Here is a 24,210-nt window from a genome sequence, read left to right as displayed (position 1 = left end):
AGCAGGTTGGCCACGTTGAGCAGCGGCACCACCGTGGGCTCCGGCAGGATCGCGACGGACTCCGGGGGCACGGCGACCACCGGGGGGACGCCGATCACCGCCTCCGGGCCCGCGGGCAGCATCACCTCGGCGCGGTCATCGCCGTCGACGGTGTCCCCGCCGGTCGCCGCGGAGTTCATTGCGGCTCCGGGTTCGCGCGCGGGATGACCTCGATGGCCTCCACGATGAGGTCGACGCCCTCGGTGTCGACGACGCGGGCGCGCACGAGGTCGCCCACCGCGTACTTCCCGCCGTCGAGCACGACGCACTCGCCGTCGACCTCGGGGGCCTGGTGCGCGGCGCGGCCGACGCAGTCCTCGTCGTCGGTCTCCTCGCTCTCGACCAGCACGACCACCTCGGTGCCGATCCGGTCCTCGGCGCGCTGGGTGGTCAGCTCCTCGGCGAGCGCGGAGATCCGGGCGACCCGGGCGGCGATGGTGTCCGCGTCGAGCTTGCCGTCGAGCCCCTCGGCCTCGGTGCCGTCCTCGTCGGAGTAGCCGAACACGCCGACCGCGTCCAGCCTGGCCTCGGTGAGGAACCGGGCGAGCTCGTCGACGTCGCCCTCGGTCTCGCCGGGGAAGCCGACGATGACGTTGCTGCGGATGCCCGCCTCGGGGGCCAGCTCGCGGATCTGCTCGACGAGGCCGAGGAAGGACTCGGTGTTGCCGAAGCGGCGCATGCGGCGCAGCACGGGCTCGCTGGAGTGCTGGAAGGACATGTCGAAGTAGTCCGCGACGCCCTGGGTGGTGGCGATGGCGCGCACCAGGTTGGGCCGGGTCTCTGCGGGCTGCAGGTAGGACACTCGTACGCGGTCTATACCGGGTATGGCCGCGAGGCGAGTCAACACAGCCTCCAGCGCTCCCTGGCCCGCGTGCTCGCGACCGAGGTCCTTGCCGTAGGAGGTGGAGTTCTCGCTGACGAGCACGACCTCCCGTACGCCCTGACGTGCCAGCCACACACCCTCGGCGACGATCTCGTCCGGCAGGCGGGAGACGAAGGAACCCCGGAAGGACGGGATCGCGCAGAACGAGCAGCGGCGGTCGCAGCCGGAGGCGATCTTGAGGGAGGCCACCGGGCCGTCGTCGAGCCGCTTGCGGGCCACGGTCGGCCCCCACGCGTGCCCGGGGACGGTGACGTCGGTGGCCTGCCGGTCGACAGGCGAGATCGGCAGCAGCGTGCGCCGGTCGACCGGGACGTGCGAGGGGATGGAGTGGCCCGAGACCACGTCACCGAGGCGTTCGGCCAGGTCGGGGTAGTGGTCGAACCCGAGCACGGCGGCGGCCTCGGGCAGGCTGTCGGCCAGCTCCGTGCCGTACCGCTCCGCCATGCACCCGACCGCGACCACCTTCGCCCCGGTGTCGGCGGCGGCCAGCAGCGTGTCGACCGAGTCCTTCTTCGCCGACTCGACGAACCCGCAGGTGTTCACGACGATCACATCGGGCGTCGCCTCGGCGTCCACCAGCTCCCAGCCGCCACCGGACAACCGCCCCGCCAGCTCCTCGGAGTCGACCTCGTTGCGAGCACAACCGAGGGTGAGCATGGCGACACGACGCGGCGTGGTGGGAGAGGACACGGGGCTAGGGTAACCGCCCGGTGTCCACGGGTTGGACCCGAGCGTGGACCAGGATGGCCCCATGGTGACCGAGCAAGACGTCCGCCGGTCGGCACTCGCGCTGCCCGCGACGACCGAGAAACCGTCCTACGGCACACCCGGCTTCCGGGTGCGCGACAAGTTGTTCGCCCGCCTGCGCGACGCCGACACCCTGGTGGTCTTCGTGGCGGACCTGTCGGAGAAGGACGCCCTGATCGCGTCCGCCCCGGACCGCTACTTCACCACGCCGCACTACGACGGGTACGCGTCGGTCCTGGTGCGGCTGTCAGAGGTGGGGGTGGAGGACCTCGCGGACATCCTGCTGGAGTCCTGGCGGGTGCGCGCCCCCGCACGACTGGTGGCGGAGTTCGACGCTTCGTGAGCCCTGGTTGATCTCCGTCAAGACCACTTTCGCTGGCTGGTCGCCCGTTCGTGGCTGTTGATCTTCGCGACCTGGCGTTCTTTGGGGTGGTCGGCCCTGAAGTTCACTCCGCCTAGCGACAGAAGTTGTCCACAGACCCCCATCTCCGAGCCCGCTTCCAAGATCAACTGTCGGTGGGCCCCGGTAGACTGCCCCAGGGACGCCCCCCGGAGAGGGTGGGGGCCGGGCAGGGGGTAGTGCGCGCGGGCGCGCGAAGCGGGGCTGCGGGGTAAGAGGGGCGTGGGGGCGGAGCAGCGCTGGCGGGGCAAGAGGGGCGCGGGGCGCGGAGCGGTTGCGGTGAGAGTTAGAGGCTGCGGCAGGGTAAGGATGCAGTGCGAATGAGAGCGGTATATCGCTCAATTTGCCTCGGCCCGCCTCGGTCGTTTTCGGTCGCTTGGGTTCAACCCGACCTCTTGTGTCCACGCCAGCCCCTGGGGCGGGCCAGGGGTGGCGGGGGCGCGGCTAGAGGCGTTCGAAGATGGCGGCTAGGCCTTGGCCCCCGCCGATGCACATGGTTTCCAGGGCGTAGTGGGCGTCTTGGCGGTGGAGTTGGTGCAGGAGGGTGGCCAGGACCCGGGCTCCGGTGGCGCCCAGGGGGTGGCCCAGGGAGATGCCGCTGCCGTTGACGTTGGTGCGGTCCCAGTCGGCGTCTTTGAAGTTCCACTCGCGGGTCACGGCGATGACCTGGGCGGCGAAGGCCTCGTTGAGTTCGATGAGGTCGATGTCGGCGAGGGTGAGGCCCGCGCGGTCGAGGGCTCGGGCGGTGGCGGGGACGGGGCCCAGGCCCATGCGGGTCGGGTCGACACCGGCGGTGGACCAGGTGACGAGGCGGGCGAGGGGGCGGAGGCCGAGTTCGGCGGCCTTCTCGGGGGTGGTGACGAGGCAGGCGGCGGCGCCGTCGTTCTGGCCACTGGCGTTGCCCGCGGTGACGGTGGCGTCCGGGTCCTGGCGGCGCATGATGGGCTTGAGGCGGGCCAGGGAGTCCAGGCTGGCGTCGGGGCGCGGGTGTTCGTCGCGGTCGACCTCGCCGACGGGGACGATCTCGTCGATGAAGCGGCCCGAGTCGATGGCGGCGACGGCGCGCTGGTGCGAGCGCAGCGACAGCTCGTCCTGCTCGGCGCGGCTGATGCCGTAGTCGCGGCGCAGGTTCTCGGCGGTCTCGACCATGCCGCCGGGAACGGGGTGGTTCGTGCCGCCCGCGGTGACCCTGGCGCGGGCGAGCCGGTCGTGCAGTTCGACGCCGGTGCCCTTGACGCCCCAGCGCATCGCGGTGGAGTAGAACTCGACCTGGCTCATGTTCTCCGCGCCGCCCGCGATGACGACGTCGTTGACGCCGGTCTGCACGCGCATCGCGGCGTCGAGCACGGCCTGCAGGCCCGAGCCGCAGCGCCGGTCGACCTGGGTGCCGGGGACCGAGACCGGCAGCCCGGCGTCGAGCGCGGCGACCCGGCCGAGCGCGGGCGCGTCGCCGTTGGGGTGGCACTGCCCGAGCACCACGTCCTCCACCACCGCCGGGTCGATCCCGGTGCGCCGCACCAGTTCCCGGATGACCGTCGCGGCCAGCGCGCTGACGGTGACCTCGGCGTGGACCCCGCCGAAGCGGCCGACCGGGGTGCGGAGGGGCTCGCAGATGACTGCCTGGCGCATGGGGCTCCTCGGGTCTCAGCGGGTGGACGGCCGCGTGTCGATTCTGCCCGTGCCGGGGCGGGCGCGGCGCGGGGACTAGGTTGGTCGGTTGTGAAACCCCTGGTTCGGCGGGCCCGGGCGACCGACGTCCGCGCCATGAAGGCCGTGATCGACACCTACGTCGGCAAGGTCCTGCTGGCCAAGCCGCTGGTCACGCTGTACGAGGACATCCAGGAGTTCTGGGTGGCCGAGGCGGGCGGCGAGCTGGTCGGCTGCGGCGCGCTGCACGTGCTGTGGGAGGACATCGCCGAGATCCGCACCATCGCGGTGGCCCCGTCCGCGCGCGGCACCGGCGTGGGCCACGCGCTGGTGCGCCAGCTGGTGGACGTGGCCCGCGAGCTGGGGCTCGGCCGGATCTTCGTGCTGACCTTCGAGACCGACTTCTTCGCCAGGCACGGGTTCGTCGCCATCGACGGCACCCCGGTGAGCCCCGAGGTGTACGCGGAGATGCGCCGGTCGATGGACGAGGGCGTGGCGGAGTTCCTGGACTTGGAGTACGTGAAGCCCAACACGCTGGGCAACACGAGGATGCTGCTCAAGCTCTGATTCTTCGAGTGTTCACTAGAAGAGTCTTGACTGGTACCCCGAAGGTCACCATGATCGAACGCGTGGGACGGGACGCCGCGCTGACCGTCGAACAGCTCGCCACCGAGGTGGGCCTGCCGACGAGCACGATCCGCATGTACCAGACCAAGGGCCTGCTGCACCCACCGCGGCGGCAGGGCCGGACGGCCCGCTACGACGGCACGCACGTCGAGCGGCTGGGCCTGGTGCACCGGTTGCAGCAGCGGGGCTTCTCCCTGCCCGCGATCGCCGAGCTCATCGCCGCGCGAGACCTGGGGGCCCGCGTCGGCGATGTGCTCGGCCTCGACGGCGTGGGCGGTCCGGACGACTGGGTGCCGGTCAAGGTCGCCGCGCTGCGCGCCGTGGTCCCCGCCCGCGACCTGCGCCCGGCCGTCGTGCTGCGGGCGGCGCGGCTGGACCTGCTGCGGTGGCGGCGCGGTCGCCCCTACACGCGGCGCTGGGTGATGGACGCAGGCCTGCGGATGGCGGGGTTGCGGGTCCCGGTCGGCGAGGTGCTCTCGGCGTTCGAGCGGCTGCGGGCGACGACCACGACCATCGCCACCGACTTCACCGCGATGTTCGAGCACCACCTCTGGCCCTCGCTGGCCGACCAGGCGGGCAACGACGACCAGTTGGACCGGGTCAGGGCGCTGCTGCTGGAGCTGACCGAGACCGCACAGGCCGTGGTGGCGGGCGCGCTGCGCGACGCGATCCGCGACGCCGCCGAGGGGTTCGCCGCCCGGCACCACCTGCTGCCCGACACCGGCCAGGCGTCCTGGGTCGACCACGCGCCGCCGGTGCTGGCCGAGCGGTTGACCGGTCCTGGCGAGGACGAGGTGCCCGGCGAGGACGAGATCCAGCGCTACTTCGACGACCTGGGCGGCGACGAGCGGCCCACCGACGAGACCGACCACAGTGGATAGTCCACAGGGGTGTCGGGGCGCGAGCTAAGGGGTTCCCCGGGTTGACGGGAAACCGTTGCCGCGCAACGGAACCGGATGTCCGCCGGGGGATAATCGAACGTTCGGTCCGGATAGCCCGAACGGTGGTGCCGCTCGACGGGGCGGTCGGTGCGTAATTGACCAACCGACCGCGCCGCCCCCGGGCGCGCCACCCGCGAGGAGTCCCCGATGAGCCCCACCAAGACCCTGCGCCGCGCCGCCCGCGGTGTCGTCACCACGATCGCCGTCAGCGCCGCCCTCGTCACCGGGGCGGGAGTGGCCGCCGCGGACCTGAGCCCCGCGCAGCTGCGCACGACCACCGACGGCTACCTGTTCTCGCAGAGCCTCAACCAGTTCCAGACCACGCGGGCCAACCGCCCGTACGCCACCCAGTTGGACTGGTCGACCGACGGCTGCTCGAACTCCCCGGACAACCCGTTCGGCTTCAACTTCGTCAAGGCCTGCTACCGGCACGACTTCGGCTACCGCAACTACAAGAAGCAGGGCCGGTTCACCGAGGCCAACCGGCTCTCGATCGACAACAACTTCAAGACCGACCTGTACACGATCTGCGCGGGCAACTGGTCGTGCAACCGGACCGCGGACGTCTACTACGCGGCGGTGCGCCAGTTCGGCAACAGCTAGAGCGGCCCGGCGTGGCCGGGCCGCTCAGCCCGGTCACGCCTTGCGCACCACGAGGGTGGCGACCACACCGTCGACGTCGAGCTTGACGAAGCTGACCTTGTAGCCGCCCGCCTCAGCCTCGACCGGGAACTGCTTGTTGGTGTGCACCTGGACCGCCGAGCCCGCCAGCGTCAACTCCAGGGTGGCGTCGCCCTCCCACACGCAGGCCTGGCCGGGCTTGCAGCGGCTGTCCTGCGAGACCTCGCGGAAGGCGACCAGCACGTCGGAGTCCGACAGCACGGTCGACTTGCCGCGCTCCAGGTCGAACTCGGTGCCCAGCGGCGGCCCGACCGGGACGGTCGGCTGCGGCGAACCACCGGGACCGGAACCGCCCGGCGTGCCGCCGCCGACATCGGCCTTGGCGCACGCGGTCAGGGCGATCAGCACCCCGGCGGCCACCAGCAACTTCGAGATAGCGCTCATCTTCATCCCGACTCCTCACCCTCGCCCGGAAGACGGTGCGGGCGAGGGTGGGGGTTGCACGCGTCGGGAGATCAGCCGCCGTACGGCTGCTGCGGGTAGCCGCCCTGCGGGGGCTGCTGGGGGTAGCCCTGCTGCGGGTAGCCAGGCTGCTGCTGTGGGTAACCACCCTGCTGCGGGTAGCCCTGCTGGGGGTAGCCGCCCTGCTGCGGCTGCTGCGGGTAGCCGCCCTGCTGGGGGTACCCCTGCTGCTGCGGGTAGCCGGGCTGCTGCGGGTAACCGCCGCCGCCGTAGCCGCCACCGTGGCCGCGGTTGGCCATCGCCTGCGGGTCGGCGACCGGGCCGACGTAGCGGGCGCTGCCGAAGGCGAGGATGGGCATCGCGATGAAGCTGAAGAAGAACAGCAGGGCCGCGAAGCCGCCGCTCTTGCCGAAGGCCTTGGCCAGGTCGACGAACACGATGATGACGATCACCAGGTTGACGAACGGGATCAGGAACAGCACCAGCCACCAGCCGGGCCGCCCGACGACCTTGAGCAGCACGTAGGTGTTGTAGATCGGGACGATGGCCGCCCAGCCGGGCTGTCCCGCCTTGGTGAACACCTTCCACAGGGAGATGATCCCGATCAGGCTGATCGCCAGGATGACGACGACGTACCCGACGATGAAGCCCGTCGGCAACGATGTGTCATAGGTGTAGTCGTACTGCACGCTGCTGGGTCCTCCCTCGAGCGCGCCCGGGTGCGGGCGCGCGCCACTCATCCCGCCGGTACCTTGGCCGACCCCGGGGCCGGGCGTGGCGCTACGCGCGGGTCGTTAGCGGTTCGAGATCAAAGGGACCTCGGTCCGAGTCATTCGTCCTCTTCGGAGCCCTCGTCGGCCGCCGGACCGCCACGGATCGTCCACAGCACGTTCTCCAGCTCGTCAGGTTTGATCAGCACGTCGCGGGCCTTCGAGCCCTCCGACGGGCCGACGACCCCGCGCGACTCCAGCAGGTCCATCAACCGCCCGGCCTTGGCGAAACCGACCCGCAGCTTGCGCTGCAGCATCGAGGTCGAGCCGAACTGGGAGGTGACGATCAGCTCGGTGGCCTGGACCAGCAGCTCCAGGTCGTCGCCGATGTCCGGGTCGATCTCGCGGGCCTCGCCCGGCTTGGCGGCGGTGACCCCGGCGGTGTAGTCGGGCTGCGCCTGCTCCTTGGTGAACGCGACGATGTCGGCGATCTCCTCGTCGCTGACGTAGGCGCCCTGCACCCGGACCGGCTTGGCCGCGCCCATCGGCAGGTAGAGCCCGTCGCCCATGCCGATCAGCTTCTCCGCGCCCGGCTGGTCCAGGATGACCCGGGAGTCGGTCAGCGACGAGGTCGCGAACGCCAGCCGGGACGGCACGTTGGTCTTGATCAGGCCGGTCACCACGTCCACCGACGGCCGCTGGGTGGCCAGCACCAGGTGGATGCCCGCGGCCCGCGCCTTCTGGGTGATCCGCACGATCGCGTCCTCGACGTCGCGCGGCGCGGTCATCATCAGGTCGGCGAGCTCGTCGACGATGGCCAGGATGTACGGGTAGGGCCGGTACTCGCGCTCGCTGCCCGGCGGCGCGGTGATCTCGCCGGACTTGACCTTCTTGTTGAAGTCGTCGATGTGGCGCACCCGGTTGGCCTGCATGTCCTGGTAGCGCTGCTCCATCTCCTCCACCAGCCAGGTCAGCGCGGCGGCCGCCTTCTTCGGCTGGGTGATGATGGGCGTGATCAGGTGCGGGATGCCCTCGTACGGGGTCAGCTCGACCATCTTCGGATCGATCAGGATCATCCTGACCTCGTCCGGGGTGGCCCTGGCCAGCAGCGAGACCAGCATCGAGTTGACGAAGCTGGACTTGCCGGAGCCGGTGGAGCCCGCGCACAGCAGGTGCGGCATCTTGGCCAGGTTCGCGGTGATCATGTGGCCCTCGATGTCCTTGCCGAGGCCCACCACCATCGGGTGGCTGTCCTTGAGCGCGGTGCTCGAGCGCAGCACGTCGCCGAGGCGGACCATCTCGCGGTCGGCGTTGGGCACCTCGATGCCCACCGCGGACTTGCCGGGGATCGGCGCGAGCAGCCGGACGTTGTCGGTGGCCACCGCGTAGGCGATGTTCTTGGTCAGCGCGGTGATCTTCTCGACCTTGACCCCCGGGCCGAGCTCGACCTCGTAGCGGGTGACCGTCGGGCCGCGGGTGAAGCCGGTGACCTGGGCGTCGATGGAGAACTGGTCGAGCACCCCGGAGATGGCCTCGATCATCGTGTCGTTGGCCTTGCTGCGCGCCTTGGGGGCGTCGCCCGCGACCAGCAGGTCCGGCTTGGGAAGCTGGTAGTCGCCGTCGACGACCCGGGTGACGGTGATCGCGTCGGCCGCGGGTTTGGGCTCGGTGACCTGCGGGGTCTCCTTGACCTCGACCGGGCGCTTGCGGGTGGCCTTGGTCGGCGGCGCGTCCAGCGGCAGCGGCGGCTGCTCGGCGGTCCCGGCCTCGTCGTCGACCTGGGTGGCGACCTTGCGGCGCGGGGACTTGCGCGGCTTGAGCGGCGGCTCGGCGGCGAGGTCGGGCTCGTCGGCGAACAGGTCGGCGTTCTCGCCGGACTCCTCCGGGTCGCGGCCCAGGTCGCGCAGCCGGGTCGGGACGTCGCGGATGCGGGTACCGGTGAACACCAGCACGCCGAAGCCGAAGAGCAGGAACAGCACGGGCACCGCGACCCAGGCGGTGACGCCCTTGGCGAGCAGGCCGCCGGAGAGGTAGCCCAACGCGCCGCCCGCGTACATACGGCCGTCGTTGTCGCCGGGCAGACCGGCGAAGACGTGCAGCACGCCGAGCAGCGCGAGCACGACCAGCAGCGTGCCGATGGTGTAGCGGGGGCGCTTCTCGGGCTGCGGGTCGGTGCGCATGAGGGTGACGCCGAGGACGAACAGCGCCAGCGGCATGGCGACGGTCAACGCGCCGAGCACCGTCCGGACGCCGTCCTCCAGGTAGCCGCCGACCGTGCCGACCTGCCACCAGACCGCGGCACCGAGGATCACCCCGAGGGCAACCAGGGCGAAGCCCACGCCGTCGCGGCGGTGCGCCGGGTCGAGTTCCTTGGTGCGGCTGATCGCGCGGACCACCGAGCCGAAGCCCTTGGCCAGCAACCCCCAGGCACCCGCGACCACGCCCTTGCTCGCGGGCGGGGGCGCCTTGCGGGTGGCCGAGGTGCGCTTGGCCGGAGCACGGGAGGCAGCGGGCTTGCGCGCCCCGCCCTTGCCCCCGCCCTTCGCTGTCGTCGTCCGGCTCGCCATGAGGTCACACGGTAGTGGGCGCGCCGCGCCCACACGCGCTGCCACACCGACCACCCCCGCGATACCCCCACCACACCACCAGGTACTCGCCCGACAACCGGGCCCGCAGCGCCGGGACGTGCTGCCACACCGACCAGCCCCACGGGATGGGCATCTGGCAAGCGGGCGGCGGCTGTTACGGCGGATGCACCCTCGGATGGTCGGGTCGTGCGCGCGTGCGATGCTCACGCCATGTTCGCGTTGCGCCGTCCCGAGCCCCGTCTGCCGCGCTCCCCCGGTGGGTCCGGCGGGACGCCGCGGGTGTGGCGGGTGATGTGCGTGATCGACCACCTGCTGGTCCGGTCGGTCGGCCGGATCGAGATCACCGGGGAGTTCCCGGCGCACCTGCGCGGGCGGCCGGTGCTGATCGCGGCGAACCACATCGGGATGTTCGACCCGTTCGTGCTGATCGCCGCGCTGCGCAAGGTGGGGGTGCTGCCGCGGTTCATGCTGACTGGCGGGCTGCTCGACGCTCCCGTGCTCGGTTACTTCCTGCGCAAGGCCGGTCACCTACGCGTCGACCGAGGCAAGGCCAACATCGCCGACGCGTTCGGTAGGGCTACCGAGACGCTGACGACGGCGAGTGTGCCGCTGCTGCTGTACCCAGAGGGACGGGTCAGCCGGGAGCCGGGTCTATGGCCCGAGCGCGGTAAGACGGGCGCGGCCCGGATGGCGCTACACGGCGAGGTACCGGTGTTGACGATCAGCCAGTGGGGCGCGCACGAGGCGGTCTACTGGGGCACCGAGGTGGTCAACGGGCCCGCCGACGTCAAGCCGCTGGTGACGTCGTTCTTCCGCGCGGTGCGTGCGCGCAAGACGTTCAAGGTGCACATCGGCGGCGTGGTCGACCTGTCGGATCTAGTAGCGGGCAAGCCCGGTGACGCTATGCGGGCGCACGCGCGGATCATGCGGCAGATCACCACCGACCTGGCGCCGTTGCGCGCCGCCGAGCTCGACAAGCCCGCCTTCCACGACCCGACGCGGCCGTGCGACTCAACCAGCCCCTGGCGGCCGTGAGCACTGGCAGGAAACGTCCTACCAATGGCCGTCGACTTAGGACACACTGCGGGGCGTGACCACCATGACGCCCGCACCGGTTAGCCAGTCCCACCGCGCCCGGGGCACGGCGTTCATCCTGATCGCCTCGACCGCGTTCGCCAGTTCCGGCCCGCTGGCCAAGCCGGTGATGCAGGCCGGGTTCGCCCCGGAGCAGGTGGCCAGCGCGCGGGCCGGGCTGGCGGCGCTGATGCTGCTGGTCGGCGTCGGGATCGTGAAGCCGAGCGTCCTGCGGGTGCGCCGCGAGCACTGGCGGGTCGTCGTCGCATATGGACTGATCGGCGTCGCCGCGGTGCAGTTCCTGTTCTTCCTCGCGGTCTCCCGGCTGCCGGTCGGGGTCGCGATGCTGCTGGAGTACACCTCGCCGGTGCTGGTCGCGCTGTGGGTGCGGTTCGTGCGGCGGGTGCGGCTGCCCGGGTTGTCCTGGCTGGGGACCGCGCTGGCGCTCGGCGGCCTCGCCCTGGTCGCCCAGGTGTGGTCCGGGCTGGCGCTGGACGCGGTCGGGCTGCTGGCGGGGGCGGGCGCGGCGCTGTGCTCGGCGGGCTACTACCTGCTCGGCGAGAAGGGTGCCGGTGAGCAACACCCGATCGGGATGGTCACCTGGGGCATGGCGGTGGGCGCGCTCGGCCTGTTCGTGGCGTCCCCGCCGTGGACGATGCCCTTCGACCGGCTCGACGAGACCGCCCGCCTTGGCGGCCTCGATCTGCCGATCTGGGCGCTACTGGTGACCGTCGCGGCGGTCAGCACGGCGGTCGCGTACGCCCTGAGCACCAGTTCTCTGCGCGACCTGCCCTCGCAGGTGGCCAGCGTGCTCGCGCTCTCGGAGCCGGTGGTCGCCACGCTGCTGGCCTGGTCGCTGCTGGGCGAGGTGCTCTCCGCGGTGCAGATCGCGGGCATGGTCGTGCTGCTGAGCGGGGCGCTGCTGGTCCAACTGGCCGCACGCACCCCTGTCACACCAGCAGAACCATTGCCCACCGAATGAGACCGTCGTCACGTCAGAACCACTCTGTCGAGTGAATGTCAGCCCTGTCGCGCCGTCACCGGAACCGAGAAAGGTAAAGAGTCGTTTACCTCACGGACGCGACACATCGTGGTCGATCGGTCACCATGTGCTCACGGCGCCGGGTGTTCCCGGCGTCGGTCACCTGACCAGCGATGACATCCGACAACTCACCTGACGCACAGGAGGTTCCGCCATGGGCCAGCTACGCCCGAGCGGATCAGCACACGCACCGCCACTGGGGCGCGCCAGCCGCTGGCTGCGCCACGACGCCCGCTTCGACCTCTCCGCCTCGCTCGTCGTCTTCCTCGTCGCCATCCCCCTGTCCGTCGGGATCGCCGCCGCCTCCGGCGCGCCGGTCATGGCCGGGCTCATCGCCGCCGTCGTCGGCGGCATCGTCGCCGGATCACTGGGCGGCTCCCCCCTGCAGGTCAGCGGCCCCGCCGCGGGGCTGACCGTGGTCGTCGCCGAGCTGGTCAGCCAGTTCGGCTGGGCCGTCACCTGCGCGATCACCGTGCTCGCCGGTGTGCTGCAACTCGTTCTCGGCGCCTGCCGGATCGGCCGCGCCGCGCTCGCCATCTCCCCCACCGTCGTCCACGCGATGCTCGCGGGCATCGGCGTGACCATCGTCCTCGGCCAGCTGCACGTCCTCACGGGCGGCGCGGCGGAGGCGTCCGCCTGGGAGAACGTGCGCGACCTGCCCGCCGCGGTCGTGGGGTTGAACCCCGCCGCCGCCGCGCTGGGATTACTGGTCATCGGGATGTTGGCGCTGTGGCCGCGGATGCCCGCCAAGCTGCGCGGGGTGCCCGGGCCGCTGGTGGCGATCGTGCTGGTGACCGGGGCGAGCCTGCTGCTGACCGTCGACGTGGACCGCGTGGCGCTTCCGGACGACCCGCTCTCCGCCATCCACCTGCCCGCGCTGCCGGACGGGCAGTGGTTCGCCTTCGCCGTCGGCGTGGCGACCATGACGATCATCGCCAGCGTGGAGAGCCTGCTCTCGGCGGTGTCGGTGGACAAGCTGGCCACCGGCCACCGCAGCGACCTGAACCGGGAGCTGGTCGGGCAGGGCAGCGCGAACGTGGTCTCCGGCCTGCTCGGCGGGCTGCCGGTCACCGGGGTGATCGTGCGCAGCTCCACCAACGTCCGCGCCGGTGCGCGGACCAGGGCCTCGGCCATCCTGCACGGGATCTGGGTGCTGCTGTTCACCGTGCTGCTGGTCGGCCTCGTCGAGCAGGTGCCGCTGGCCGCGCTGGCCGGGCTGCTGATCGTGATGGGCGTGAAGCTGGTGCGGCTAGCGGACATGGCGGTCGCCCGCAAGCACAGCGACCTGCACGTCTACCTGGTCACGCTGGCCGGTGTGGTGCTGCTCGACCTGTTGCAGGGCGTGCTGCTCGGCCTCGCGGTGTCGCTGCTGGGGATGCTGCGCCGTGTGGTGTGGGCCCGGGTGCGGGTGCGCACCGGCGATGACACCGATGAGGACGGCAGGCCGCGCTGCGCGGTGATCGTCGAGGGCACCTTGAGCTTCCTGTCGGTGCCCCGGCTCTCGCGGGTGCTGACCCAGGTCCCCGACGGCAGCGCGGTGCAACTGGAGCTGGTCGTCGACTACCTCGACCACGCCGCCTACGAACACCTCTCCGCCTGGCAGCGCCAGCACGAGGGCACCGGCGGCACGGTCGCGGTCGACGAGATCGGCGCCATGCCCCGGCAGCGCAGCGGCCTGCCCCGGTGGTTCTCCCCGTGGTCGCACTGGCAGGACACCGAGCACGAGGAACGCCCCTTGATCCCGGTGCCGCGCTCGCAGCACGACCACGTGCTCCGGCCGCTGGTGACCGGCGCCCAGGAGTACCAACGCACCGGGGCGCCCGCGCTGCGCCCGCACCTGCGCAAGCTCGCGGGTTCCCAGCAACCGCACGCGGTCTTCCTGACCTGCGCCGACTCCCGCATCGTGCCGAACGTCATCACCGCCTCCGGCCCCGGCGACCTGTTCACCATCCGCAACGTCGGCAACCTCGTCCCCGACCCGGGCCCGGTCGGTGACCAGTCGGTGCACGCGGGGGTGCTGTACGCGGTGCGCGCGTTGCAGGTGCCGACCCTGGTGGTGTGCGGCCACTCCCGCTGCGGCGGCATGGCCGCCCTGCTGGCCGACCGGCGCACCATGCCCGAGAACGACCCCATGGGCCAATGGCTCCGCTGGGGCGAACCCAGCCTCGACGCCCTGCGCGCGGGCCACCCCATCGCCGAGCACGCCGCCGAAGCGGGCTGGTCCGAAGTGGACCAACTGGCGATGGTGAACGTGGCCGTGCAACTGGAGAAGCTCCGCGCCATCCCCGAGGTGGCCGCCAGCGACATCCGCCTGGTCGGCCTCTTCTTCGACATCCCCTCCGGCGCCCTCCTCATGCTGGACAACGACCGCCTCGCCCCCCTGGCCGACACCGCCCTCACCGGCTGACCCACCACGCCAGCACACCACCAGGCCCGGGGTCCCCACCCCGGGCCTGGTGCCTTTCGTGCTGAACGGGCATCTGGTCGACGCAACCCAATCCTCCGACACGGCAGTCATTCTTGGGCAGAACCTCAGGCGACACCGGCGATTTCCCCAGTGCAGCAGGCATTCCCGACCGGAAATCCAGTGGCGCCGCAGCAGAGCGGTCCCACCAGGTGACCGAGTCCCATCCAGCAACCCTGCCGAGCCATCCAGGAACCCTGCTGCACCAACGAAATCCCACCTAGACCAGCCCACAACCCAGGGCCCCGGCCTGCGCGCCTCGTCGGCCGCAGCCAGCCCCAACCCACCGCCGCAGCACCTCACCCAGCACCTACAGTCGGCCCGCGACGCGCCTCTTACCCCACCTGCCCCGCTTCGCGCCCGCGCGCGGTCCCTCCCCCGCCCAGCCCCCACCCTCTCCGGGGGGCGGCCCTGGTCCAGTCTACAAGGACCCCCCGACAGTCGATCTTGAACCGACCCCTGCGGAGATCCACATGTGGATAACTTCTGTCACCCAGAAGACGGAATTATCCGCCGTTGGTCGGGGTGTAGGCGGCGGTGCGGGGAGTTCCGCCGTCTGCGGTGAGGTCGACGAAGAGGCGGCCCAGGGCCACGCGGGCGCGCACGGCGGCGTGGGTGCCGCCGAAGTCGGCGGGGTCGCCCGCGTCCTGGGAGAAGAGGGCGTAGGTGAGGGCGGGGGCGCCCGCGGGGTCGAAGACGATGCCTGCTTCGTTGCGGCCGTTGAGGAACCAGCCCGCCTTGGTGGCGACTCGGGCGCGTTCGTCCGAGGAGAGGTCGCGGCGGATGCCGTCGGTGTGGGCGGCTTGGGAGCGCAGGATCTTGAGCAGGAAGGCGGTCGACGACGGGGACAGCAGGCGACCGGCGGCCAGGGCGTTGAGCAGGTCGTGGGTCTCGCGCGGGGTGGTCTTGCCGAGGTAGAAGCGGTTCGGGTTCGCCGACGGGGACACCTGCGTGCGCGGGAAACCCTTGGCCACCAACGTGCTGTTGACCTCGACCGTCGGCGTCACCAGGCCCGCCAACCGGTTCGCGGTGTCGTCGGAGACGGTCAGCAGCAGGGCCAGCGCGTGGCCGACGGTGACCGAGCTCGGGTAGGCGCCGTCGAGCGGGAAGATGCCGTCGCCGGTGGAGCTCACGATGTCCTGGGTGACCTCGAGGCGCTGCGTCAGCGCGGCCTCGCCGCGGTCGATCTTGTCCAGCACCGCGACCGCCACCGCGACCTTGTTGACGCTGTAGGCCTCCACCACGTCGTCGGCCTGGTCGGTGACCACCGGCTGACCGGCGTGGCTGATCAGCGCCTGCCAGGCCCCGCCCGCCCGCTGCGTCTCGGCCCGGTAGCGCCGCCGGATCCGCTCAGCCGGACCGCGCCCGAAAGCCTCAGAAACCCCGGCGGACTCAGCAGCGGCCGCCGGGACCCCGGTGCCCACCACGGCCACCGCGGCCGCCCCAAGACCGAGCGCCGCGCGCCTGCTCACGTTCGACGTCATCGCCATCCCCCTCGGATCGGGCGCGGGCTGTGCTGCCCGCGCCCGGTCCGAGACTGCCACGACCGACGCCCGGCCGGACCGGCAGTTGGCGCCGGATCAGACCGGGATGACCGTCGGGACGATCATCGGCCGCCTGCGGTAGGTGTCGGCCACCCAGCGGCCGACCACCCGGCGGACCGCCTGCGCGATGCGGTGGGTGTCGGTGATGCCCTCGGACTCGGTGTGCGAGAGCTCCATCTCCACCAGCGACACCACGTCGTCGAGCGCCTTGGGGTCATCGGAGAAACCGCGCCCGGACACCGTCGGCGGGGACACCGCGCGGCCGGTGGTCGAGTCGATCACGATGGTGATGGCGATGAAGCCGCCCTCGCCGAGCACCAACCGGTCGGACAGCGTCGACTCGCCGACGTCGCCGACCGAGAGGCCGTCGACGTAGACGTGGCCGACCTCGACCCGGCCGGTGATCGCGGCGCGCCCGTCGACCAGGTCGACCACCACGCCGTCCTCGGCGATGACCACGTGGTCGGCGGGCACCCCGGTCTTGACCGCGAGCTCGGCGTTGGCCCGCAGGTGCCGCCACTCGCCGTGCACCGGCATGACGTTGCTGGGGCGGACCGCGTTGTAGAGGAACAGCAGCTCACCGGCTGGCGCGTGCCCGGAGACGTGCACCTTGGCGTTGCCCTGGTGCACCACGTGCGCGCCGAGCCGAACCAGGCCGTTGACCACGCCGAACACCGCGTTCTCGTTGCCCGGGATCAGCGAGCTGGCCAGGATGACGGTGTCGCCGGGCCGGATGGAGATCTGCCGGTGCTCGCCGCGCGCCATCCGCGACAGCGCCGAGAGCGGCTCGCCCTGGGACCCGGTGGACACGAACAGCACCTTGTCCTCGGGCATGGCCATGGCCTCGTCCAGGTTCACCAGCAGCCCGGGCGGCACCGACAGCAGCTTGAGGTCCGCGGCGATGCCCATGTTGCGCACCATCGAGCGGCCCACCAGGGCGACCCGGCGGCCGTGCGCCACCGCCACGTCGAGCACCTGCTGGACCCGGTGCACGTGGCTGGCGAAGCAGGCCACGATGACCCGCTGGCCCGCGCGCGCGATGACGCCGTCGATGACCGGGCCGATCTCGCGCTCGGAGATGACGAACCCGGGGACCTCGGCGTTGGTGGAGTCGACCAGGAACAGGTCGACGCCCTCGTCACCGAGGCGGGAGAACCCGGCGAGGTCGGTGAGCCTGCCGTCGAGCGGGAGCTGGTCGAGCTTGATGTCACCGGTGTGCAGCACGATGCCCGCCGGGGTGCGGATGGCGACCGCGAGCGCGTCCGGGATGGAGTGGTTGACCGCGAAGAACTCCAGGTCGAACTCGCCGTAGCTGATCTTCTCGCCCTCGGTGACCTCGCGCAGCCGCGGGTCGAGCCGGTGCTCCTTGCACTTGGCGGCGACCAGCGCGAGGGTGAACCGGGAGCCGACGACCGGCAGGTCGGGGCGCAGCCGCAGCAGGAACGGGACCGCGCCGATGTGGTCCTCGTGGCCGTGGGTGAGCACCAGCGCGTCGATCTCGTGCAGCCGGGCCTCGATGGGCCGGAAGTCGGGCAGGATCAGGTCGACGCCGGGCTGCTGGTCCTCGGGGAAGAGCACCCCGCAGTCGACGATGAGCAGCCTGCCCGCGTGCTCGAAGACGGTCATGTTCCGGCCGACCTCGCCGATGCCGCCCAGCGCCACCACGCGCAGGCCGCCCTCGGGCAGCGCGGGCGGCGGGTTGGTCGGCCACTTGCCCGACTTGGGGGGCTGTTGGCTCACTGGCGCACCACCCGGCCCTCTGTCGAACCGGCGGGGCGGCTCACTGGTGCACCGTCCCGGCACTGGTGTGGGTGGTGGTCGCGATGTAGGCGGCGTTCGCGTCGGCGTGCGCGACGCGGGCGCTGGCCACGTTCGACGCCGGGTTCTGCGCCAGCGGCACACCGGCCTCGGCCAGGTCGGCGGCGATGGCGGCGAACTGCTCGGCGGTGGCGGGTGGCAGCGGCAACCGGGGGTCGCCCGCGTCCTGGCCGCGCAACCGCAGCGCCGCCTTGCTGAACACCACCCCGCCGACGCGGCTGAACGCGCGCAACACCGGCAGCAGTCCGTTGTGGACGCCGCGGGCCGTGCTCACGTCGCCGTTCTCGTAGGCGTCCAACATGGACCGCAGGCGCCCGGCGGCGACGTGGCCGATGACGCTGACGAAGCCGACGCCGCCGATGGACAGCCACGGCAGGTTCAGCGCGTCGTCGCCGGAGTAGTAGGCCAGGTCGGTGCTGGCGATGACCTGACTGCCCGCGAGTAGGTCGCCCTTGGCGTCCTTGACCGCGGCGATGCGCGGGTGCTCGGCGAGCCTGCGCAGGGTGTCGACCTCGATCGGGACGACCGAGCGCGGCGGGATGTCGTAGAGCATCACCGGCAGCGGCGTCGCGTCCGCGGCGGCGGTGAAGTGCGCGATCAGCCCGGCCTGCGGGGGGCGCGAGTAGTACGGGGTGACCACGAGCAACCCGTGCGCGCCCGCCTTCTCGGCCTCGCGGGCCAGCGCGACGGTGTGCGCGGTGTCGTAGGTGCCGACCGACCCGATCACCGTCGCGCGGTGGCCGACCGCCTCGACCACGGCGCGGACCAGGTCGGACTTCTCCTGGTCGGTCGTGGTGGGCGACTCGCCGGTGGTGCCGTTGACCACCAACCCGTCGTTGCCCAGCTCGACGAGGTGCTCGGCGAGGGCCTGCGCGCGGTCGAGGTCGAGCGTCCCGTCGGCGGCGAACGGGGTCGCCATTGCGGTCAGCACCCGGCCGAAAGGCCGCCCGGGTGCGGCGGTGGGGCATGCGGTCATGGGGGTGACGCTACCCGCTGGCAACGCGGGTGACTTCTACCACTGCCATGTTGTGCACGGTTCGGGGGGTTGTGGACAACAGGCGCGACCAGGGTCAGAGTCCTCGTCGGAGCGAGCGGACGGTCGCGATGGCGGCCTCCGGTCCGGTGTGGTCGATCCTGGTCTTGGTGCGGCCGAAGGCGTCCAGGAGGAGCTCGCCGGGTTCACCGGTGATGGTGACCGGGTCGGCGCCCGCGCGGGCGGTGATGGCCCGACCGTCCGGGGTGCGCAGCACGACGCCGACCGGGCTGCGCCGGTAGTACAACCGGGCGGTGCGGCTCAGTGCGGCCCACAGCGCGCGGTCGCGAGTCTCGTCGGCCGGTCGTGGCTCCCACCCGGGCGCGGCGCGGCGGACGTCCTCGTGGTGGATGAAGTACTCGGTGGTGTTGACCTGCTCGTCGACCAGCCGGAACGGCGAGAGCACGGGCGGGCCTGTGCGCACCAGGTCGACCAGTTCCGGCCAGGGACGGGCAGCGTACGAGCGCTGGACCCGCGCGGTGTACCCGGCCAGTGCCTTGATCATGATGCCCGGGGCCGCGTCCAGGCGCCGCTCCCGCACCACCAGGTGCGCGGCGAGGTCCCGGCTGGTCCAGCCGTCGCACAGGGTCGGCGCATCCGGCCCGACCTCGGTGAACAGGTTGCTCAACTGCGCGCGTTCGTCCCTGGCGACACCCATGCCACCCACCCTACCGAGTGGTAGCGGTCAGGACGGGGTCTTGACCTGCCCGCCGGTGATCATCCCGCCGTCCTTGCGGACCAGCACGCAGTGCACCGTGTGGTCACGCCCGGCGGAGGAGTCCTCGGCGTCCCAGGTCGCCTGCGACGGTAGGACTACCGCATAGGTCAGGTCTTTCTTGACCGTGTCCTCTACGCGCTCAGTGCTGAACAGCCACCCGCAGTAAGACTCCCCCAGCGCCTCGAGCTCACCGCGCTTGTAGCTCCACGGCGCCGACGAGCTCCCCGGATCCAAGGTGCCGTAGACCTGGATCTGGAACTGCTTGCGACAGTCGTCATTGGAGTCGAACGAGGTGTTCTTCTGCAGCGCGCTGAGGTTGCAGTACCCGTCCGAGATGGAGAACGCGGGGAAGTCGCCGCCCTGGCCGTAGGTGAACTTCTGCACCACCTGGGCCTGCTCCTGCTCCGACGGCGCGTTGATCGCCTGGTTCAGGAAGAAGCCGCCGACCGCGCCCAGCACCAGCGCGACCGCGGCACCGATCGCGAGCAGCTTGGCGCGCGACTTGACCGGGGCCTGGGGCTGCGTCGGCACCACGCCGGTGGCCTGCTGGTGCGGGAAGTAGGCAGTGCCGCCGGTCATCACGGTCGGGCCGGTGGGCGGACCGGTCGGGACGTACGTGAGCAGCCCGCGCACCTGGGCCGCGGTCAGCCGGGCGGCGGGGGTGCCGATCATCAGGCCGCTGATCACCGAGGCCAGCGCGCCCTGCGCCCTGGTCAGGTGCGGGACGTCGGCGAGGATCGCGTGCATGGTCGCCGCCGTGGTCGGCCGCTCGAACGGGTTGTAGCCCTCGATCGCGTAGAACAGCACCGCGCCCAGCGCCCACAGGTCCGACCCGGCGCCCGCCTCCTCGCCGCGGATGCGCTCCGGGGCCATGTAGGTGGGCGAGCCGATGAGGATGCCGCTGCTGGTCAGCCTCGGGTCGTCGAGCGACTGCGCGATGCCGAAGTCGGTGAGCTTCGCCCGGCCGTTCGCGGCGAGCATGATGTTGCTCGGCTTCACGTCGCGGTGCACGATCCCAGCCTGGTGCGCGGCCTCTAGCGCCGAGAGCAGTTGCTCGGCCAGCTTCGCCACCTGCTCCGCGGGCATCGGACCGCGCTCGCGCACGATGTCCGACAGCGTCGGGGCCTGGATCAGCTCCATGACGATGTAGGTGGCCCCGGACTCCTGGACCACGTCGTACACCGTGACCACGGCCGGGTCGTTGAGCCGACCCGCGGTGCGCGCCTCGCGCAGCACCCGCTCCTCGAACACCGCGCGCTCACTGGCGGGCACCCCGTCGGGCAGGTGCAACTCCTTGATCGCCACGTGCCGCCCGATCATGCGGTCCTCGGCGAGCCACACGACGCCCATCCCGCCCCGGCCGAGCTCGTTGAGGATCGCGTAGCGACCCGCCACCACCCGGGGTCCATGCGCGACGGTGGAACCCTGATCCTGCGACACCGGCAAACCTCCTCTGGCCGCGCGAATCCTAGTGGGTGACCCGCGCGCGCGAGAGCGAACCGGTCAACTCGTGTGCACGTCGTGACCGGCCTCGCGCAACGCGGTCACCGCGCGCGCCAGGTCGGAGTCGTGCACCAGCACGTGGTCGGTGTCGAAGGTGGACAACGCGAACAGCGACACCCCGGCCGCCGCGAGCGAGCCCGCGATGGAGGCCATGATCCCGGTGAGGGTGAACTCCAGCGGGCCGCGCACGGTCAGCAGCCGCCACCCCGGCTCGGTGCGACCGCCCTCGGGCGTCACCCCGGCGGGGGCCACCACCGAGACCTCGTCGGGGGTGCTGGTGACCGACACCAGGCCGGTGGCGGTCAGCAGGTCGGCGGGCAGCGCGGTACCCGGTTCGAACCGGGTGACCGCGTAGTCGCCCGCGACCACGTCGATGACGAGGCGCCGCACCGCTCAGCCCTCGGCGACGAGCGGGCTGGAGGCGACCTCGGTGCCGTCGGGCAGCGCGGAGATGGTGAAGTCGGCGAACACGTTGCCCGCGGCCTTCTGCATCTGGCGCAGGCACTCGATGGCCAGCGCGCGGATCTCGACGTCGGCGTGCTCGGTGGCGCGCATGGCGATGAAGTGCCGCCACGCGCGGTAGTTGCCGGTCACCACGATGCGGGTCTCGGTCGCGTTGGGCAGGATCGCGCGCGCCGCCTGGCGGGCCTGCTTCTTGCGCAGGGTCGCGCTGGGCACGTCGGCGAACTTCTTCTCCAGGCCCGCGAGCAGCTCGTTGTAGGCGTCCTGCGCGGCCTGGGCGGCGGCGAGGAACTTCTCGTGCAGCTCCGGGTCGCTCGCGATGACCTCGGGCTCGACCATGGCGGCCGACTTCTCCGGGACGTAGCGCTGCGAGAGCTGCGAGTAGGAGAAGTGCCGGTGCCGGATCAGCTCGTGGGTCAGCGACCGGGAGATGCCGGAGATGTAGAAGGAGACGCTGCCGTGCTCGAGCACCGAGAGGTGGCCGACCTCGATGATGTGCTTGATGTAGCCCGCGTTGGTCGCCGTGGCCGGGTTCGGCTTGCGCCACGACTGGTAGCAGGCGCGGCCCGCGAACTCGGCCAGCGCCTCCCCGCCGTCGGCGTCGGTCGACCACGGCACGTCCGATGGCGCGAGGAACTCGGTCTTGGCGATGAGCTGCACCTTCGGCGACACCGTCTCGGTCACGTCCACATCCTCACGTCGGGTCCTGCGCGTCCGGGCGCCACAGTAGTCGGCGAACGGCGCAACGGGCGCCGGTGGCACGCGTGGCGTCAAGTGACACCACGGTCCCGGTTGACTGATGTCGAGAATGACGTCATGGTGGTGTCATGGATCTGAGCAGCTATCTCACCACCCTGCGCGACGACCTGACCACCACGGCGTCGGCCGGGGACGAGTCGACCAGGCGGGCGGCCGCCGTGCTGGCCGCCGCGCTGGAGCCCTCGGCCCGGCTGGCGATCATGAACGCGCTGGCCGACCTGGCCGCCGAGGTCACCGCCCACCTGCCCGACCACGTCGTCGAGGTGCGCCTCGACGGCAGGGACGTGCGGGTCGTGGTGACCAAGACGGGGGGCGGGCAGGCCGACCCGCCACCGGAGCCCGACCAGGCCAAGACCGAGTTCGGCGGCGACATGAGCCGGATGACGCTGCGGCTGTTCGACGAGCTCAAGGCGAAGGCCGAGCGCGCGGCGTCGTCGCAGGGGGTGTCGCTGAACACCTACGTGCAGCAGGCGCTGCAGGGCGCGCTGAGCGGGCACCGCAAGCACCGCGAGCCGCAGGCGCCGGACCAGGACAAGGGCGGTTCACGAGTGCAGGGGTGGTACGCGGGATGAGCGACGTGCGGATGGAGCAGTTCGACACCGGCACCGACCCGGTGGAGATCACCGTGGCCACCGGGTCCGGCCGCATCGACGTGCGGCTGACCGACGAGGAGGGCATCGACGTCGAGGTCCGGCACGCCCCCGAGGACGCCAACCCGTGGGCCGACGGCATCACCAACCTGATGTCCTGGTTCACCACCCAGTTCGGCGAGGCCCAGCAGCCCGGCGACGCGGCGGCCGAGGCGGTGCGCCGCACCCGGGTCGAGGTGGTCGGCGGCAGGCTGGTGGTGCGCTCGCCGAAGGAGCCGCAGCTGCGCGGGGTGCCGATCGCGGTGGTCGTGCGCGCGCCCTCGGGCTCGACGGTCTCAGCTCGCAGCGGCGCGGCCTCGGTCCGGGTCGCCGGCGTCGCGGCGAAGGTGGACGTCACCACCGGGGCGGGCACCATCGATGTCGCCGAGGCCACCGGCGCGGTCCAGGCGACCAGCGGGACGGGCGCGGTCAAGATCGGCCCGGCCCCGGCAGGCGTGCAGGCCCGCACCGGCCGCGGCGAGATCGAACTCGCGGCCGTCGGCGGCTCCACCACCATCACCACCGGCGGCGGCGACGTCTGGCTCGGCGCGGTCACCGGCGACGTCACGGTCCGCAGCGGCACGGGCGACATCACCGTCGCCGACGCCACCAGCGGCACCCTCGAACTGACCACCGGCTCCGGCGACCTGCGCATCGGCATCCGCGAGGGCAGCCCAGCGGAGGTCGACGTGTCCTCCGGCTCGGGCGAGGCGCGCAGCGACCTACCGCTCTCGGGCACGGCACCGGAGACAGCGCCATCGCTGCGGGTACGCGGCCGGACCGGCCTCGGCTCAGCCCAGGTCTCCCCAGCCTCCCGCTAGCCAGATCCTTCAGCCGCCCTGGACCACCCCCGTGGTCCGGGGCGGCTCTGCTGTCTCGCCCGCCCTGCCGGTCCCGCTAGTCCCGCCCCCGCACGATCGTCGGCTCATACTCCTCATCCTCAACCGGCGACCCCACCGGCCACCCGGGCGCCCGCCCCCCGATCCCCTCACTCCTGGGCCGGGGAAGCTCCACCACTCTGTCCACTATGGCCTGCTCCGCCATCGCACACCCTCCAACCTCACTCACCACCAGGGCCCACATCCCCGGAACCCCACCGGCAAGCGTGCGTCCCCACCCCCAAATCCGCCACCGGATTACCCCATTCCCACCCCCTGGACCCCCGCACCAGCCCCCGCCCCCGGCTCTCCCAGCCCACGCGCGCCCCACCCCCTGCGCCCCTCCAAGCCCCACGCCCCAACACCCCCGCCGCCCTACTGCCCCGCGCCCCCACCAACTCCCTACGCCCAGCCCCAACCCACCCGCCACGCCTGGCAAGACTCAACGACGTTGGCCCTCAAACGCCCGCCCGACGACGTTGGCCCGCCCGCGCTCCACCAAAGTCGCTGGTGCCAAGTGCTCGATGGGGCGGACTTGTTGTGTGTGTGTGTGGGGGGGGGACGGCACCCGTAGCGTCGTCAGGGCTGGGAGGGCAGCTCTGTGGCCCCCTGCTTTTAGCC

21 protein-coding genes are annotated in these 24,210 nt (G+C 71.8%); 9 read left to right on the top strand and 12 right to left on the bottom strand.

Annotation, left to right across the window (positions count from 1 at the left end; all coding sequences use genetic code 11):
• Positions 1–175: 175 nt before the first annotated feature.
• Complete coding sequence (gene rimO, locus LV79_RS20335; RefSeq protein ID WP_253840370.1) at positions 176–1,579, bottom strand: 30S ribosomal protein S12 methylthiotransferase RimO; 1,404 nt, start codon at positions 1,577–1,579, stop codon at positions 176–178.
• Between the two features lie 94 nt (positions 1,580–1,673).
• On the opposite strand from rimO, the gene LV79_RS20330 reads away from it, so the two are divergent.
• On the top strand, positions 1,674–2,012 hold the full coding sequence (locus LV79_RS20330; RefSeq protein ID WP_253839145.1) for an MmcQ/YjbR family DNA-binding protein: 339 nt from the start codon (positions 1,674–1,676) through the stop codon (positions 2,010–2,012).
• A 501-nt stretch (positions 2,013–2,513) separates the two neighbouring features.
• Here the strand turns inward: LV79_RS20330 and LV79_RS20325 are convergent.
• Positions 2,514–3,698, bottom strand: a complete 1,185-nt coding sequence (locus LV79_RS20325) for an acetyl-CoA C-acetyltransferase (RefSeq protein WP_253839143.1) — start codon at positions 3,696–3,698, stop codon at positions 2,514–2,516.
• Positions 3,699–3,788: 90 nt separating this feature from the next.
• On the opposite strand from LV79_RS20325, the gene LV79_RS20320 reads away from it, so the two are divergent.
• The 3 genes from LV79_RS20320 (at position 3,789) to LV79_RS20310 (ending at position 5,887) form a co-directional block, all read left to right on the top strand.
• Positions 3,789–4,283 carry an amino-acid N-acetyltransferase gene (locus tag LV79_RS20320; protein ID WP_285469924.1) on the top strand — a complete coding sequence of 165 codons (495 nt, stop codon included), beginning with the start codon at positions 3,789–3,791 and terminating at the stop codon, positions 4,281–4,283.
• Between the two features lie 62 nt (positions 4,284–4,345).
• Positions 4,346–5,224 (top strand): MerR family transcriptional regulator, encoded by an 879-nt coding sequence (locus tag LV79_RS20315; protein ID WP_253839141.1) that lies wholly within the window; start codon positions 4,346–4,348, stop codon positions 5,222–5,224.
• 207 nt (positions 5,225–5,431) lie between these two features.
• Positions 5,432–5,887, top strand: coding sequence for a phospholipase (locus LV79_RS20310; protein WP_253839139.1), 456 nt, complete (start codon positions 5,432–5,434; stop codon positions 5,885–5,887).
• Positions 5,888–5,920: 33 nt separating this feature from the next.
• Here the strand turns inward: LV79_RS20310 and LV79_RS20305 are convergent, their stop codons facing one another.
• The 3 genes from LV79_RS20305 to LV79_RS20295 form a co-directional block, all read right to left on the bottom strand.
• Positions 5,921–6,349, bottom strand: a complete 429-nt coding sequence (locus LV79_RS20305) for a hypothetical protein (RefSeq protein WP_253839137.1) — start codon at positions 6,347–6,349, stop codon at positions 5,921–5,923.
• 71 nt (positions 6,350–6,420) lie between these two features.
• Positions 6,421–7,107: a DUF5684 domain-containing protein gene (locus tag LV79_RS20300; RefSeq protein WP_253839135.1), complete on the bottom strand. Its 687-nt coding sequence runs from the start codon at positions 7,105–7,107 to the stop codon at positions 6,421–6,423.
• Between the two features lie 89 nt (positions 7,108–7,196).
• Positions 7,197–9,644, bottom strand: coding sequence for an FtsK/SpoIIIE family DNA translocase (locus LV79_RS20295; protein WP_253839133.1), 2,448 nt, complete (start codon positions 9,642–9,644; stop codon positions 7,197–7,199).
• Between the two features lie 231 nt (positions 9,645–9,875).
• Between LV79_RS20295 and LV79_RS20290 the strand changes: the two genes are divergently transcribed.
• The 3 genes from LV79_RS20290 to LV79_RS20280 all read left to right on the top strand — a co-directional run bounded on the left by LV79_RS20290 (position 9,876) and on the right by LV79_RS20280 (position 14,188).
• Complete coding sequence (locus LV79_RS20290; protein ID WP_253839131.1) at positions 9,876–10,700, top strand: lysophospholipid acyltransferase family protein; 825 nt, start codon at positions 9,876–9,878, stop codon at positions 10,698–10,700.
• A 64-nt stretch (positions 10,701–10,764) separates the two neighbouring features.
• Positions 10,765–11,721 (top strand): EamA family transporter, encoded by a 957-nt coding sequence (locus LV79_RS20285; protein WP_253840368.1) that lies wholly within the window; start codon positions 10,765–10,767, stop codon positions 11,719–11,721.
• 214 nt (positions 11,722–11,935) lie between these two features.
• Positions 11,936–14,188 (top strand): SulP family inorganic anion transporter, encoded by a 2,253-nt coding sequence (locus LV79_RS20280; RefSeq protein ID WP_285469925.1) that lies wholly within the window; start codon positions 11,936–11,938, stop codon positions 14,186–14,188.
• Between the two features lie 563 nt (positions 14,189–14,751).
• Here LV79_RS20280 and LV79_RS20275 read toward each other — a convergent pair.
• The 7 genes from LV79_RS20275 to thyX form a co-directional block, all read right to left on the bottom strand.
• On the bottom strand, positions 14,752–15,729 hold the full coding sequence (locus LV79_RS20275) for a serine hydrolase (RefSeq protein WP_253839129.1): 978 nt from the start codon (positions 15,727–15,729) through the stop codon (positions 14,752–14,754).
• Positions 15,730–15,825: 96 nt separating this feature from the next.
• Positions 15,826–17,529, bottom strand: a complete 1,704-nt coding sequence (locus LV79_RS20270; protein WP_285469926.1) for a ribonuclease J — start codon at positions 17,527–17,529, stop codon at positions 15,826–15,828.
• A gap of 40 nt (positions 17,530–17,569) precedes the next feature.
• Positions 17,570–18,583, bottom strand: coding sequence for a 4-hydroxy-tetrahydrodipicolinate synthase (gene dapA / locus LV79_RS20265; protein WP_253839127.1), 1,014 nt, complete (start codon positions 18,581–18,583; stop codon positions 17,570–17,572).
• 94 nt (positions 18,584–18,677) lie between these two features.
• A complete protein-coding gene (locus tag LV79_RS20260) occupies positions 18,678–19,298 on the bottom strand; it encodes a TIGR03085 family metal-binding protein (protein WP_253839125.1) in 621 nt (206 codons plus the stop codon).
• A gap of 27 nt (positions 19,299–19,325) precedes the next feature.
• Complete coding sequence (locus tag LV79_RS20255; protein ID WP_253839123.1) at positions 19,326–20,798, bottom strand: serine/threonine-protein kinase; 1,473 nt, start codon at positions 20,796–20,798, stop codon at positions 19,326–19,328.
• Between the two features lie 63 nt (positions 20,799–20,861).
• Positions 20,862–21,251 (bottom strand): ACT domain-containing protein, encoded by a 390-nt coding sequence (locus LV79_RS20250; protein ID WP_253839121.1) that lies wholly within the window; start codon positions 21,249–21,251, stop codon positions 20,862–20,864.
• A gap of 3 nt (positions 21,252–21,254) precedes the next feature.
• Complete coding sequence (thyX, locus tag LV79_RS20245; RefSeq protein WP_253839119.1) at positions 21,255–22,007, bottom strand: FAD-dependent thymidylate synthase; 753 nt, start codon at positions 22,005–22,007, stop codon at positions 21,255–21,257.
• A 143-nt stretch (positions 22,008–22,150) separates the two neighbouring features.
• Here thyX and LV79_RS20240 point away from each other — a divergent pair, with 143 nt between their 5' ends.
• Both LV79_RS20240 and LV79_RS20235 read left to right on the top strand, forming a co-directional pair.
• Positions 22,151–22,654, top strand: coding sequence for a toxin-antitoxin system HicB family antitoxin (locus LV79_RS20240; protein WP_253839111.1), 504 nt, complete (start codon positions 22,151–22,153; stop codon positions 22,652–22,654).
• A complete protein-coding gene (locus LV79_RS20235) occupies positions 22,651–23,532 on the top strand; it encodes a DUF4097 family beta strand repeat-containing protein (protein ID WP_253839109.1) in 882 nt (293 codons plus the stop codon). The genes LV79_RS20240 and LV79_RS20235 overlap by 4 nt, the downstream gene beginning before the upstream one ends.
• Positions 23,533–24,210 lie beyond the last annotated feature (678 nt).

It is taken from the genome of Actinokineospora globicatena (assembly GCF_024171945.1).
GTDB classification, from domain to species: domain Bacteria; phylum Actinomycetota; class Actinomycetes; order Mycobacteriales; family Pseudonocardiaceae; genus Actinokineospora; species Actinokineospora globicatena.
Note: the sequence above shows the minus strand (reverse complement) of the source record. Positions and strands in the feature narration are given on the sequence as shown.

Excerpts from the sequence above, each read along its gene's own strand:
- rimO (WP_253840370.1), bottom strand. The coding sequence starts at position 1,579 with ATGCTCACCCTCGGTTGTGCTCGCAACGAGGTCGACTCCGAGGAGCTG.
- LV79_RS20330 (WP_253839145.1), top strand. The coding sequence starts at position 1,674 with ATGGTGACCGAGCAAGACGTCCGCCGGTCGGCACTCGCGCTGCCCGCG.
- LV79_RS20325 (WP_253839143.1), bottom strand. The coding sequence starts at position 3,698 with ATGCGCCAGGCAGTCATCTGCGAGCCCCTCCGCACCCCGGTCGGCCGC.
- LV79_RS20310 (WP_253839139.1), top strand. The coding sequence starts at position 5,432 with ATGAGCCCCACCAAGACCCTGCGCCGCGCCGCCCGCGGTGTCGTCACC.
- LV79_RS20305 (WP_253839137.1), bottom strand. The coding sequence starts at position 6,349 with ATGAGCGCTATCTCGAAGTTGCTGGTGGCCGCCGGGGTGCTGATCGCC.
- LV79_RS20300 (WP_253839135.1), bottom strand. The coding sequence starts at position 7,107 with ATGAGTGGCGCGCGCCCGCACCCGGGCGCGCTCGAGGGAGGACCCAGC.
- LV79_RS20295 (WP_253839133.1), bottom strand. The coding sequence starts at position 9,644 with ATGGCGAGCCGGACGACGACAGCGAAGGGCGGGGGCAAGGGCGGGGCG.
- LV79_RS20290 (WP_253839131.1), top strand. The coding sequence starts at position 9,876 with ATGTTCGCGTTGCGCCGTCCCGAGCCCCGTCTGCCGCGCTCCCCCGGT.
- LV79_RS20285 (WP_253840368.1), top strand. The coding sequence starts at position 10,765 with ATGACGCCCGCACCGGTTAGCCAGTCCCACCGCGCCCGGGGCACGGCG.
- LV79_RS20280 (WP_285469925.1), top strand. The coding sequence starts at position 11,936 with ATGGGCCAGCTACGCCCGAGCGGATCAGCACACGCACCGCCACTGGGG.
- LV79_RS20275 (WP_253839129.1), bottom strand. The coding sequence starts at position 15,729 with ATGACGTCGAACGTGAGCAGGCGCGCGGCGCTCGGTCTTGGGGCGGCC.
- dapA (WP_253839127.1), bottom strand. The coding sequence starts at position 18,583 with ATGACCGCATGCCCCACCGCCGCACCCGGGCGGCCTTTCGGCCGGGTG.
- LV79_RS20260 (WP_253839125.1), bottom strand. The coding sequence starts at position 19,298 with ATGGGTGTCGCCAGGGACGAACGCGCGCAGTTGAGCAACCTGTTCACC.
- LV79_RS20240 (WP_253839111.1), top strand. The coding sequence starts at position 22,151 with ATGGATCTGAGCAGCTATCTCACCACCCTGCGCGACGACCTGACCACC.
- LV79_RS20235 (WP_253839109.1), top strand. The coding sequence starts at position 22,651 with ATGAGCGACGTGCGGATGGAGCAGTTCGACACCGGCACCGACCCGGTG.